Source organism: Bartonella sp. AC535YNZD (assembly GCF_042196625.1).
In the GTDB taxonomy this organism is placed as follows: Bacteria; Pseudomonadota; Alphaproteobacteria; order Rhizobiales; family Rhizobiaceae; genus Bartonella.
In genome coordinates this window covers 1-13,238 of record NZ_JBHIQP010000002.1, presented here as the reverse complement: position 1 = coordinate 13,238, position 13,238 = coordinate 1, and the positions used below count along the sequence as shown (strand labels likewise).

The 13,238-nt window shown below is 36.8% G+C and carries 9 protein-coding genes, 3 tRNA genes and 1 pseudogene; 11 read left to right on the top strand and 2 right to left on the bottom strand.

Translation table 11 applies throughout. The features are described from left to right. Positions 1-168: 168 nt before the first annotated feature. Entirely contained in the window at positions 169-2,595 is a 2,427-nt protein-coding gene (gene lon, locus ACFIM8_RS01325) for an endopeptidase La (RefSeq protein ID WP_375614377.1), read from the top strand. Between the two features lie 231 nt (positions 2,596-2,826). Beyond that, positions 2,827-3,105 carry an HU family DNA-binding protein gene (locus ACFIM8_RS01320; protein ID WP_273791158.1) on the top strand — a complete coding sequence of 93 codons (279 nt, stop codon included), beginning with the start codon at positions 2,827-2,829 and terminating at the stop codon, positions 3,103-3,105. Between the two features lie 1,184 nt (positions 3,106-4,289). Here the strand turns inward: ACFIM8_RS01320 and trmFO are convergent. Further along, positions 4,290-5,702: a methylenetetrahydrofolate--tRNA-(uracil(54)-C(5))-methyltransferase (FADH(2)-oxidizing) TrmFO gene (gene trmFO, locus ACFIM8_RS01315; RefSeq protein ID WP_375614376.1), complete on the bottom strand. Its 1,413-nt coding sequence runs from the start codon at positions 5,700-5,702 to the stop codon at positions 4,290-4,292. A 133-nt stretch (positions 5,703-5,835) separates the two neighbouring features. On the opposite strand from trmFO, the gene ACFIM8_RS01310 reads away from it, so the two are divergent. The 6 genes from ACFIM8_RS01310 (at position 5,836) to ACFIM8_RS01285 (ending at position 11,760) form a co-directional block, all read left to right on the top strand. Next, positions 5,836-5,918, top strand: a tRNA-Leu gene (locus ACFIM8_RS01310). A 134-nt stretch (positions 5,919-6,052) separates the two neighbouring features. Beyond that, on the top strand, positions 6,053-7,480 hold the full coding sequence (gene tig, locus ACFIM8_RS01305) for a trigger factor (protein WP_375614375.1): 1,428 nt from the start codon (positions 6,053-6,055) through the stop codon (positions 7,478-7,480). Between the two features lie 79 nt (positions 7,481-7,559). Next, positions 7,560-9,059 (top strand): Asp-tRNA(Asn)/Glu-tRNA(Gln) amidotransferase subunit GatB, encoded by a 1,500-nt coding sequence (gene gatB, locus ACFIM8_RS01300; protein WP_375606236.1) that lies wholly within the window; start codon positions 7,560-7,562, stop codon positions 9,057-9,059. A gap of 181 nt (positions 9,060-9,240) precedes the next feature. Beyond that, positions 9,241-9,639, top strand: coding sequence for an NADH:ubiquinone oxidoreductase subunit NDUFA12 (locus tag ACFIM8_RS01295; protein WP_375606235.1), 399 nt, complete (start codon positions 9,241-9,243; stop codon positions 9,637-9,639). 91 nt (positions 9,640-9,730) lie between these two features. Next, a complete protein-coding gene (locus ACFIM8_RS01290; RefSeq protein ID WP_375606465.1) occupies positions 9,731-10,156 on the top strand; it encodes a DUF2155 domain-containing protein in 426 nt (141 codons plus the stop codon). Between the two features lie 872 nt (positions 10,157-11,028). Further along, a complete protein-coding gene (locus tag ACFIM8_RS01285; protein ID WP_375606234.1) occupies positions 11,029-11,760 on the top strand; it encodes a rhomboid family intramembrane serine protease in 732 nt (243 codons plus the stop codon). On the opposite strand, the gene ACFIM8_RS01280 is transcribed toward ACFIM8_RS01285, so the two are convergent. Continuing rightward, positions 11,757-12,587 (bottom strand): TrmH family RNA methyltransferase, encoded by an 831-nt coding sequence (locus ACFIM8_RS01280; protein ID WP_375614374.1) that lies wholly within the window; start codon positions 12,585-12,587, stop codon positions 11,757-11,759. The two genes, ACFIM8_RS01285 and ACFIM8_RS01280, sit on opposite strands and share 4 nt — an antisense overlap. A gap of 205 nt (positions 12,588-12,792) precedes the next feature. Between ACFIM8_RS01280 and ACFIM8_RS01275 the strand changes: the two genes are divergently transcribed. The 3 genes and pseudogenes from ACFIM8_RS01275 to ACFIM8_RS01265 form a co-directional block, all read left to right on the top strand. Further along, positions 12,793-12,876: transfer RNA gene (locus tag ACFIM8_RS01275), tRNA-Tyr, on the top strand. A gap of 31 nt (positions 12,877-12,907) precedes the next feature. Beyond that, a tRNA-Gly gene (locus ACFIM8_RS01270) sits at positions 12,908-12,981 on the top strand. A 181-nt stretch (positions 12,982-13,162) separates the two neighbouring features. Then, a pseudogene (locus ACFIM8_RS01265) lies at positions 13,163-13,238 on the top strand (elongation factor Tu); the annotation flags it as partial.

The following is a 13,238-nucleotide window of genomic DNA, read 5'->3' as shown; positions in this document are numbered from 1 at the left end:
AATATAAAAGGTGGTAATGAACGGTATTTGATAGGTATTTCTAATAATATCATTATAATGCTTGATTTATGTATGAGTAATTACCACTTCATGTACAGTGAAGAGCTGAGATTTTCTACAGGTGGGCTAATTGTTGTAGATAGCTCATAGGCTCCAGAAAGGAGAGTTATGCAATATATTGATGAAAAGACAGATGAAGTAAGAGATGGGGTTTATGCTGTTTTACCTCTTCGTGATATTGTTGTCTTCCCCCATATGATTGTTCCACTTTTTGTGGGTCGCGAAAAATCAATTCGTGCTCTTGAAGAAACGATGGCGGTTGATAAGCAAATACTCTTGGTGACACAAAAAAATGCTTCTGATGACGATCCAAAATCAGAGGATATTTATCATATTGGTACATTTGCTAATATTCTTCAACTTTTAAAGCTTCCTGATGGTACTGTAAAGGTTTTGGTTGAAGGAACTGCACGTGCAAAAATTAGTCAATTTGCTTTAAGTGAAGGTTATCATCAGGCTTTTGCGACTGTTACAGAAGAACCTAGAGAGAGTGATGTTGAGATTGAAGCTCTTTCAAGGTCAGTGATTGCTTATTTTGAAAACTATGTAAAGCTTAATAAAAAAATCTCTCCTGAAGTTGTGAATGCGATTGGCCAGCTTGATAATCCTTCTAAGCTTGCCGATACGATTGCTTCTCATTTGATGATTAAACTTGCAGAAAAACAGGAGATATTAGAGCTCTTACCTGTGCGGGCCCGTCTTGAACGTGTTTTGTCCTTCATGGAAGGAGAAATTTCTGTTTTGCAGGTTGAAAAACGTATTCGTTCGCATGTTAAACGGCAAATGGAAAAAAACCAACGAGAATATTATCTCAATGAGCAGATGAAGGCTATTCAAAAAGAGTTAGGAGCAGGTGATGATAGCCGAGATGAACTCTCTGAATTAGAAGAACGTATCAAGAATACAAAACTATCCAAGGAAGCACAGGAAAAAGCTGGAGCAGAATTGAGAAAATTACGGAATATGTCTCCTATGTCTGCAGAAGCGACAGTTGTACGTAATTATCTTGATTGGTTATTAGCAATGCCTTGGGGTAAAAAATCTAAGATTAAAAACAATTTAGATTTTGCTGAAAAGGTCATGAATAATGAACATTTCGGTCTTGAAAAAGTTAAAGAGCGAATTATTGAGTATTTGGCTGTACAAAGTCGCGCATCAAAGATAAAAGGTCCCATTATTTGTTTGTTAGGTCCTCCTGGTGTGGGAAAAACATCATTAGCGCGCTCTATTGCAAAGGCAACGGGACGTGAGTATGTTCGTATCTCATTGGGAGGTGTCCGAGATGAAGCAGAAATTCGTGGACATCGCCGAACATATATTGGATCGATGCCTGGAAAAATTATCCAGTCTATGAAAAAAGCAAAAAAATCTAATCCACTTTTCTTGCTTGATGAAATTGATAAGATGGGCCAAGATTTTCGTGGCGATCCTTCATCCGCTTTATTAGAAGTTCTTGATCCTGAACAAAATGGTACATTCATTGATCATTATTTGGAAGTTGAATATGATCTTTCTGATGTCATGTTTATCACGACGGCAAATACGCTTAATATTCCAGGTCCATTAATGGATCGAATGGAAATTATTCGTATTGCGGGTTATACTGAATGTGAGAAAATGGAAATTGTTAAACAGCATCTTTTACCAAAGGCACTAAAAGATCACTGTTTGTCTAAAAAAGAGCTCAGCATTTCTGATGGAGCGCTCAGGTCGGTTATTCAGTTTTACACACGTGAAGCAGGAGTTCGTAACCTTGAGCGTGAACTCATGAAAGTTGCCCGTAAATCTGTTACAAAAATTCTCAAAACAAATCAAAAATCTGTAAAAGTTACAGAAAATAATATCAATGATTTTTTGGGTGTTAAACGTTACCACTATAATCAGATTGAAGGAGAAAATCAAATTGGTGTTGTGACAGGCCTTGCGTGGACAGAAGTTGGTGGAGAGTTATTGACCATTGAAGGGGTCATGATGCCTGGAAAAGGCAAGATGACTGTAACTGGAAATTTACGTGACATTATGAAAGAGTCCATTTCAGCAGCAGCATCTTATGTACGTTCTCGTGCTGTTGATTTTGGTATTGAACCTCCACTTTTTGAAAAACGCGATATCCATGTTCATGTTCCAGAGGGGGCGACACCCAAAGATGGCCCATCTGCTGGGATTGCAATGGTGACAGCAATTGTTTCTGTACTTACAGGGATAGCGGTGCATAAAGATATTGCAATGACTGGTGAAATTACTTTACGTGGACGTGTTTTACCAATTGGTGGATTAAAAGAAAAACTCTTAGCAGCTCTTCGAGGAGGGATAAAAAAAGTCCTTATTCCTGAAGAAAACGCAAAAGATTTGGTTGACATTCCTGATGATGTCAAAAATAACATGGAAATTATTCCGGTAAGTCATGTGAGTGAAGTTTTGAAACACGCTTTGGTTCATTTTCCTGATACTATTGAATGGAAGGAGCCTTCTGCAGTGGCTGTCCCCATCAGATCAGAGGGCAGCGATAGTGAAGGAATACAGATTGCACACTGATTCACTTATCTCATTTATAACGGCATTTTTTAGGTGGTAGAAGGTGTTTTTGAGGTTATTATTCTGTTTTTTGTTGGAAAAAGTGAAAAATTCCGTGAATAACTATGATTATTGCTAAAAAAACAATGTTTTGGATAAAAATAAGACTTCTGTTTGCTGTACTTTTCAATAAACTGAGCAATAACATGATTAAGTCATGTTGTCAGGTAATATAGGGAAAGGAAATATTTTATGAATAAAAGTGAATTGGTTAGCTCCGTTGCTGAAAAGGCAGGTGTTTCGAAAGCGCAAGCTGGTGCTGTTGTGGATGCTTTTATGGCTTCTGTAACAGAAGCTTTAGCTTCAGGGGGAGATGTTCGTCTTCCAGGTTTTGGTACTTTTGAAGTTTCTCATCGTGCGGCAACAAAGGGGCGTAATCCTTCAACGGGTGCTGAAATCGATATTCCAGCACGTTCTGTACCCAAGTTTTCTGCAGGAAAAAGCCTTAAAGAAGCAGTTAATAAAAAATAATTTAGGCTACATTAAAAAAACCCGATTTATTTATAAGCGGGTTTTTTTTAACACATGTGTTATGCTCGTTTTTCATATAAAAATTCTGAATCTTTGCGGTATTTTTCTTATTTATATATTTTGGTATTTTTAAATGATTTTAAATATTGCGTAAAATACCGTAGATTTGGAGTGGGTTGTTTTTAGCCATTTTTAATGGAATAGAGTACTGTATCGTTTATAAAATGTGATGGGAGCTTTTATTATACCTTAAAGTGCTTGATCTTTATTTAAAAATAAAGACCTGTAAATAGTGTAAGACGAAAAGCTCTATGAAGTGTATAAAAACTATTATATAGCACCATTTTTACGCTTAATAAAAGAGTAAGGTTGGTGTCGTCATGCTATTTTCAGTTCCTATACTATTGTGACGAGCTTTCAGTATTTGAGATGGATTCACAAGGAGTAGTTTTATTCATTTTTTCATAGTTCTTTATTTACACACTAGCTTCGCTTGCGAAGCACCAAGCGGATGATTTTCATTGTTTTACTATAAGATGAGTTTGAAATAAAAGAATTTTACGATATTCAGGTTTTTCATGCAATATAGAAAGATACAAATTATTATTATAAATCAATTCATTGTAAATTAATAAAGTAGCATCATCATTCTTTTTCTTTTTTAATATTGTGATTTTTCTTGGTGCTTGAAATGAAAGAGAGATTGGGCTCTGTCTTAAAATATTTTTTCTTCCTGTCTTTATTTTACTTGTGATATGCAGGCGAGCGTTTTTTTTCATCATACAAGAGTTAAAATGAGAGAATATCACAAATTTTGAGGGAGGAAGTTACAAAACAGAAAAATGACTCTTATAAAATAATATACATTACATAATATAAAAACTATTAGTAAAGATAATACAGTATTAATTGTGTATTTTTCATCTATTTATTTTTTTGATTATTCATAATATATTTATATGATTATTTTGTTTTTAGTCATTAAATCATATTAAATTGTTGATAGCAGTAAAGTTTTTTTATAGCAAAAAGTTATTTTACAGCACCTGCAAAATTGAATAAATGATGAAACGTAGGGTAGTATTTATTGATTGGGGGAGACAGTCTTTAAAAGGCTTTAGAATGATTTTTTCACGAGAGTCATAAAGATCTATTCAGTAGGTGAGAGGCGAATCGTATGTTTTTTATAAACAGAAGCTCTTTGATTCTTTATCTGCTAACCATTGAGTACAATCATTGAGAGCTCTCGCTGTTATGGCTTGTTTTTTTACTAATTTTTTTTCTTTACTTGGCAAGCGTTTTCCTGAATGTTTAATAGAAGCAATAGGGGGAAAGAGTCCGAAATTGATATTCATTGGCTGAAAAGATTGTGTTTCTACTTTTTCATCTATGATGTGTCCCCCTGTAATATGATTCAATAGGGCTCCGAATGCTGTAGTTTGTGGGGGTAGGCAAGGACAGTTATGATGATATTCGGCAGCAGCAAAACGTCCAGCAAGAAGCCCTATTGCCGCTGATTCTACATAACCTTCACATCCGGTAATTTGCCCTGCAAAGCGTAGTCGTTTTTTTTGTTTTAAACGAAGGGTTTGATCAAGAATGATTGGCGAGTTGAGGTAGGTATTGCGGTGAAGACCACCAAGACGCGCAAACTCTGCTTTTTCAAGACCGGGAATCGTTCTAAAAATGCGAATTTGTTCACCATATTTCAGTTTTGTTTGAAAGCCGACCATATTATAAAGCGTTCCAAGTTTATTATCTTGGCGTAATTGAACAACAGCATAAGGTTTAACTGTAGGGTTATGGGCATTGGTTAAGCCCATAGGTTTCATAGGTCCATGTCTTAAAGTTTCAAGTCCGCGTTCAGCCATAATTTCAATGGGTAGGCACCCATCAAAATAGGGTGTTTTTTCAAAGTCACGAAACTCTGTTTTGTCGGCATTTTTTAACGCTTGAACGAATGTTTCATACTGTTCTTTATTTAAGGGACAATTAAGGTAATCTTTTCCTGTTCCTTCAGGACCAATTTTATCATAGCGAGATTGATACCAACAAATATTCATATCAATACTATCGGTATGGATAATAGGTGCAATAGCATCAAAAAAAGAGAGCGATTCTGTTCCGGTGATTGCTTGTAATTCTTGAGCAAGTGCAGATGAGGTAAGGGGACCTGTTGCGATGATAACATGTTTCCAAGCTTTAGGAATTTTTTGAACTTCTTCACGTTTGATTGTTATAAGAGAGTGGTTTTCTAGTGCTGTTGTGACGGTTTTTGAAAATCCATCACGGTCAACGGCAAGAGCACTCCCTGCAGGGACTTTATTGGTATCAGCAGCTTTCATAATTAATGATTTCGCTAATCGCATTTCAGCATGGAGAAGTCCTACGGCATTTGTTGATGAATCATCGCAACGAAATGAATTTGAACAAACTAGTTCTGCTAAATGATCGGTTTTATGGGCATCTGATTTTTTTAGGGGTCGCATTTCATGCAAAATAACAGAAATTCCTGACTGAGCGATTTGCCAGCTTGCTTCACACCCTGCAAGGCCGCCACCTATGATATGGATTGGAGTATCAAATGTTTTTAACATAATCGACTTTTAGCGTAAGCAACCGTGTATGAAAAGCGTAGATTTTGTTTTTTTTAATATATTTGTTTGCTTTTTTTCTGTAATTAATGGTATAGAGACGCCGCTTGTATAAGGTTATTAGCTTGTCAGTTTGGCGGATGTGGCGAAATTGGTAGACGCACCAGATTTAGGTTCTGGCGGGAGACCGTGGGGGTTCGAGTCCCTCCATCCGCACCAAAGCAATCCCTTAAGTGCTACGGATTTCTACGTGTCTGGAATTCCGCTTCATGGTAATGTAACACTCGAAGTGTTAGAATGTAATGATTATTAGAGTGGGCATATCCCTCTCCTTAGAAAAATGAAGGTGTTTAATGCAGGTTACCGAGACGCTTAATGAAGGACTGAAGCGCGAAATTAAGATCGTGGTTCCAGCGAAAGATTTAGAAGAAAAGTTGAATGAACGGTTGGATGATACCAAGGGAAAAATCAAGCTTAATGGTTTTCGTCCGGGTAAAGTGCCTAGTGGGCATTTGCGAAAAATGTATGGTAAATCCTTTATGGCGGAGATTCTCAATGAGATACTCAGTGAGGCGCCTAGTTCTATTTTAGCGGACCGTAATGAACGTGCAGCGATGCAGCCAAAAATCGACATAGATGAAGATGAAAAAATTCTAGATGGCAAGGCTGATTTTACTTTTAGTTTAAAGTATGAAGTTTTACCAAAAATTGACATTAAAGATTTTAAACATATTGAAGTTATCCGTGAAATTGCAACTATCCCTGAACAGGAGATTGATGATCAAGTCAAACGCGTCCTTTCTTCTACACGTAATTATTCCCTAAAAGAGGGGGCTTCTGAAGAAGGTGATCGTATTACCATAGATTATCAAGGTAAACTTGAAGGCGTTCCATTTGAAGGTGGGGCCGATAGTGATTCACAACTGATTCTTGGGTCAAAACAATTTATTCCTGGCTTTGAAGAGCAATTGGTCGGTGTGAAGGCTGGGGATGCAAAAACGATTTCTGTTAAATTTCCTGATAATTACAGTGCGGCACATTTGGCGGGAAGAGAAGCAGAGTTTGATATTACTGTTAAAGCTGTTTTTAAACCAGATGAATTAAAAGTTGATGATGAAGCAGCGCAAAAAGTTGGTTTAGAATCTCTAGATCGTTTACGTGAGGTCATTCGTGAACAGATTGAAAGCCAATATGGTTCAATGACACGTCAAAAAATTAAGCGTCAAATTCTTGATGCTTTAGATGCTGATTATAATTTTGAGATTCCTGAAGAGCTTTTAGAAATTGAGTTTAGCAATATATGGGCTCAGGTTAATGATGATTTGAAAAAGGCTGGGCGCAGTTTTGAAGATGAAGGTATTACAGAAGAAAAGGCAAGGGAGGAATATCGTGTCCTTGCACAGCGTCGTGTTCGACTTGGTTTAGTGCTTTCTGAAATTGGAGTAAAGGTTGGTGTTAAAGTTAGTGAGGATGAGCTAAAGGCAGCTGTTTTTGATCAGGTTCGCCAGTATCCTGGACAAGAGAAAGAAATTATGGACTTTTTCCGTAAGACGCCAGAAGCTGTTGAAAATCTGCGTGCTCCGATTTTTGAAGAAAAGGTCATTGATCATTTATTGGCACAGATAAAAGTCATAGATAAAGAAGTGACGGTTGAAGAGTTGATGAAAGAATATGACGAATCAGATGTTATTGAAAAAAAGCCAGCAAAGAAAAAATCTGCAGTGAAGGAAAAGTCCGAAGAGAAAACATCAGTTAAGAAAAAGGCTCCTAAAAAAGCTTAAGATTTATATCCTAGGATTGCACTGAGAATAGTTTTAGATAAGCCATGAGTGAATTTTAAATATTGGTAATGGATTGGCAATGAGCATCATTGATACGCGTATTCCTGATTCTAAGCGTTTTATTTCTGGAGTTACAGGTGATTGGGAAGTCATAATTGGCATGGAGGTTCATGCGCAAATCATATCAAATTCGAAACTTTTTTCAGGAGCATCCACCAAATTTGGAGCAGAGCCAAACAATCATGTATCCCTTATTGATGCAGCTATGCCAGGTATGTTGCCTGTTCTTAATCAAGAGTGTGTTCGTCAAGCGATTCGAACGGGGTTAGGATTAAAGGCACGTATTAATTTAAAATCTGTTTTTGATCGCAAAAATTATTTTTATCCAGATTTACCGCAGGGATATCAGATTTCTCAGTTTCACTATCCCATTGTAGGAGAGGGGAAGATTATCATATCTGTTGGTCCAGATTCGAATGGCCAATTTGAGGATATAGAAGTGGGAATTGAGAGGTTGCATCTTGAACAGGATGCTGGAAAATCGATGCACGACCAACATCCAACGATGTCTTTTGTGGATCTTAATCGTTCTGGTGTTGCTCTTATGGAAATTGTTTCCAAGCCTGATATGCGCTCATCAGATGAAGCCAAAGCCTATATGACAAAATTGCGTACAATTGTTCGTTATTTGGGCACCTGCGATGGTAATATGGATGAAGGTTCTATGCGTGCGGATGTCAATGTATCCGTTCGTCGTCCTGGTGAAAAGTTTGGAACGCGTTGTGAAATCAAAAATGTTAATTCTATTCGCTTTATTGGCCAAGCAATTGAGTATGAAGCGCGTCGTCAGATCGCAATTTTAGAAGATGGAGGCGTCATAGATCAAGAGACTCGGCTTTTTGATGCCGCTAAAGGTGAAACGCGCTCTATGCGCTCAAAGGAAGAAGCGCATGACTATCGTTATTTTCCTGATCCTGATCTTTTACCATTAGAATTTGATCAAGCATTTGTGGATGCTTTGGCAGCAGACTTACCAGAGTTACCTGACGCTATAAAAGCACGTTTTGTTAAGGAAATGGGATTGACAGTGTATGATGCTTCCATTCTTGTGACAGAAAAGGCTATTGCTGATTATTTTGAAGAAGTAGCGCGTGGGCGTGATGGAAAAATAGTTGCCAATTGGGTGATTAACGACCTTTTAGGGGCTTTAAATAAAGATAATCGTGAGATTGAAGAGTCACCAGTATCGCCAAATCAATTAGGAAGCATTATTGATCTTATAAAAGAAGGAGTTATTTCTGGAAAAATTGCCAAAGATCTTTTTGAGATTATTTGGAATGAGGGGGGAGATGCACGCCAAATTGTAGAAGAGCGAAATATGAAGCAGGTAACGGATACAATGGCTATTGAAAGAGCTGTTGATGAGATCGTTGCCAATAATTCTGATAAAGTTGCGCAAGCAAAGCACAAACCTGCTTTAGCTAGTTGGTTTGTTGGACAGGTAATGAAAGCAACAGGTGGTAAGGCAAATCCCCAAGCTGTTAATGAATTGGTTAAGATGAAACTTGGCATAGATTAAATTTTATGGGGTGGAGAAGAAGCCATACATATGATATCTTCTTGAAATTAAAGGATAGCACGTTAACCTATCAATTGGAATTGTAGTTGAATTTACTAGTAACTTTTTCGATAATTTCAATCGTTAATAATTTTATTCAAACGATTAATTTCATGAGCGCACTAAATGAATGGAATAGCAGATGGCTCGTTTTTTAAAACAAATCTTCACATGGTGGAATGGCAATACCATTGGTACGCGTTTTTTCACATGGCGCAAAGGTAAGCGGATAGGGGAAGATCAGTTTGGAAATATATATTATGAAGGAGGACTTCATAAGGATGGTTATCCGCATCGTTGGGTTATCTATAAAGACTATTCTGAGGCCTCTACTATTCCACCAGGTTGGCACGGCTGGATTCATCATCGCTGTGAGTGTCCACCAACACAAGAGGATTATCATCCTTATGAATGGGAAAAGCCTCATGTTGCAAATATGACAGGAACAAGTGAGGGCTATCGACCAAAGGGGGCTATCACTTTCAATGGAGAGCATTCTTGTGTGCATGAAGATTATGATGCTTGGTCACCTAAAAAATAACATGTTTTTTAATGTACGTGTGTATTTTTGTCTTATTTGACTCTATGTTATGAAAAGAATTATTTTTTAAGGTGCGATTGATTTTGATATGATGAGATTTTTTTTATTGTTAGGGGTGAGGCATTTTATATATATTTTTTTTATGGGAATTTTAGTGTTTTTATCCTTAAATAATGGAGTGCGGGCTGAGCGTATTAGCAATGGAATTGCTGTTTTTGCAGGTCTTGACAAAATCACGGGACGGACCACACGTTTTGAAGTTACTCTTGGTAAAATTTATCAGTACGGCGCATTACAGGTAACACCACGTGCATGTTATACGAGTTCTAAAGATGAACCCACGCGTACAACTGGTTTTGTTGAAGTCAATGAAGTAACATTAGATAAAAAAATACGGCGTATTTTTACAGGATGGATGTTTGCAGATAGTCCTGGTTTGAACGCTGTTGAGCATCCTATTTATGATGTGTGGTTAAAGGATTGCAAGCAGAATTCTCAAGATCGTTCTCTTCAATAATTAGTGTGTTATCTATTTATAATACATTGATTTATAATAGTCCTTTATCATTTTACAACTTAATAGCAAATTCCTATGATTACCTCATTTAATTTTTTATATTAAATAATCCAAACTATTCTCTTGCGCGTTACAAGTGGCGGATGTGTCAATAAGACTGTCTGAGAAAGGAATAAAAAATTCCGTCATGAACTGTTTAAATTCAAAGATGCATCATTAGAATCAACATATTTTTTCAGTGTTTCATAAGAGATAGTTCTTGAATTATATCTGTTAAAGGTTGAAATGAAAGGCTTGTTTATATTTGTTAAAGAGATGAACTGACGCTTTTGCATGTATGAGGGAAACAGACTATCAAGTAAGTAATTCATCATGAAACACCAATTATTATATCTAGAGAACGCTGTATTGGTATTTTTTCTCATAGAGATGTCGTTTTTCGTTCAAAGCGTAGAAGCAATGCAGGCCATATTAATGGAAAAATTGAGATTTAAGATTCTTTAAAGTTTATCAATCGAGGTATAGCTTGTTTAAGAAATGCAATAATCAATATATTTCTAGTAAGAAAAGAATGTTTATATATTTTTATTATACACCACCTCATAAGTGAGTTTGTCTATTCGTAAGTTCTTGTATATTGCATGGTAATTTCACATTTAAGTAAGCAGGATACCACTAAGTTTGTAAATCATATTCTTGATATCCATACTTTTTAAAATCTTTTGTATAAAATACACGTGTTTTCATGTAGAGCTATTGAAAATTTAAAAAGGGGCTTCGGAGGCGTTGAGAAGATTCTGCATCACTGGGAATGGTATATTTATTTTGTATAAAGAATAACCCATTTTCTAAAAAATACGAGATTTTATACAATGAAAGTTTCTAGTCACCAACATAATGATGTTTCCCGATTGCCGAAACAACCTAAAGAACCCTTATTGAATGTTCCATTTATTATAGTTGTTTTGATAGCATTTTGTTTTTGTCTTTATTGCATTTCTCAGTATTTTTTTTCTCATCATGTTTATGTTGAAAGCCTTGAGTTTTTTTCATTTATACCAGCATTGTTTAAGAGGCATCCTGTAGCATTTTGTTATACCATGGTAAGTTATTCATTTATGCATAGTAGTTTTAAACATGTTGCTCTTAATATGGTTTGGCTTTTGGTTTTCGGCTCTCCTTTAGCAAGGCATTTTGGTGTTTTACGTTTTTTAATTTTTTGGGTGTTAACGGCAGTTATTTCTGTTTTGACTTATTTTACATTTCATCAAGAAAGTACCATATCACTTATTGGGGCGTCAGGTGCCGTATCTGGAATGATGGGTGCTATTGCACGTTACGGTTTTCCTAGTGGTAATCTAGCTGTCAATGCGCAGAACGAAAAACTTTTGGGACCTTTATTGTCTGTCAAAAAAGCTCTGTGTTCTAAGGGGGTTCTTGTTTATATGAGTGTATGGCTGACGACTGATTTTATCATAGGTATTTCTTCTATTTTGTTTGAAGAAAATGGCATCTCAATAGCATGGGAAGCTCATATTGGCGGATTTCTTGCGGGTTTTTTGTTGGTTGGTTTTTTTGATGTTTCACAAAAAATTAAAAACTAGAATCTAAGATATTGATGTGCCACATAAAGAGCTATTGTTGCTGCATTTGAAACATTTAATGATTTAATATGTCCAGGCATATCAAGGCGTGTTAAAGCGCAAACGGTTTCGCGTGTTTTTTTACGCAAGCCTTTACCTTCTGCTCCTAAAACAAGAGCAATTTTATTTCCTTTTAATGCTGTTTCTAGAGGTTGTTCACCTTCTGAATCGAGACCAAAGCTTGTGAAACCTGTTTGATGAAGTTCTTGAAGAGCTTCAGCAAGGTTTCGTACGGTAATATAATGAATCATTTCCAGAGCTCCAGATGCTGCTTTCGCAAGAACACCGCTTTCGTGGGGAGAGTGACGGCAAGTTGTAATAAGTGCTTTAGCTTTCAATGCGACTGCAGAGCGCATAATAGCGCCAACATTATGTGGATCGGTAATTTGATCCATGACAATGACCAGATCAGTATTGGTTAGTTCCGACAGTTTGCATGGTTTGAGGGGGAGAGTTTCCAACACAACACCTTGATGAACTGCTTCACTTCCAACAAGCGAATCAAGATATTTGGGCGTGCATAATGTAACAGAGCAAGGATAATCTGATTCGGATATATTTAATCGTTTTAAGGCATTTTGTGTAACGTAAAGACATTTTAAAATTCTTTTTGGGTTTTCTAAAGCAGCCTGAACAGAATGAATGCCATAAAGATGGATGATCTCTTTCTGTAAAGAAGCAGCTTTCTTCTTTGGGTGTGTAAAAGATCGAGAAGGAGAGCCTTTTGTATCGCGATATCGGCGACGCAAACGAGCATAATGAGAATTTTGTGATGTTTTTTCTTTCATAGCTTCTTTATAACGTGTTAATAAGAAAAATAGAGAGAAAAAATCTATGATTTAAAATTATGAGCAGGAAATTTGTACAGAATTGTATTTATTCTGTTGACAGATACAATAGTAATCGTCATAACCACTTCGCAATCAGATTGAATTGAATGGGTATTCAAGATGGTTGTCGTGATGTCTCATTGCGCGACTTTATCGGTGTAATGGAGGGGTGCCCGAGTGGTTAAAGGGGGCGGACTGTAAATCCGTTGCGTATGCTACGTTGGTTCGAATCCAACCCCCTCCACCATTCATCGAAGGAGAGTTAGTACGTGGGTCATGCGGGTATAGCTCAATGGTAGAGCAGCAGCCTTCCAAGCTGAATATGCGGGTTCGATTCCCGCTACCCGCTCCAAATGGTTGTTGATGATTGGGCAAATAGGTATGATGGAGGATATTCCATTTATAGATTTTGTGGGGTTTTCCGTCTAAGAGTTGTGGTGATTGGGCTGTTTACAGTCTGGTCAGACTTAAGTTTTGCAGAACTGTCCCTAGGTGCTAATAAAAATAGGGAATAAAACAAGAGATTAATAGCAATGGCGAAGAGCAAGTTTGAACGAACAAAACCGCATGTTAATATTGGTACGATTGGTCACGTTGATCATGGGAAGA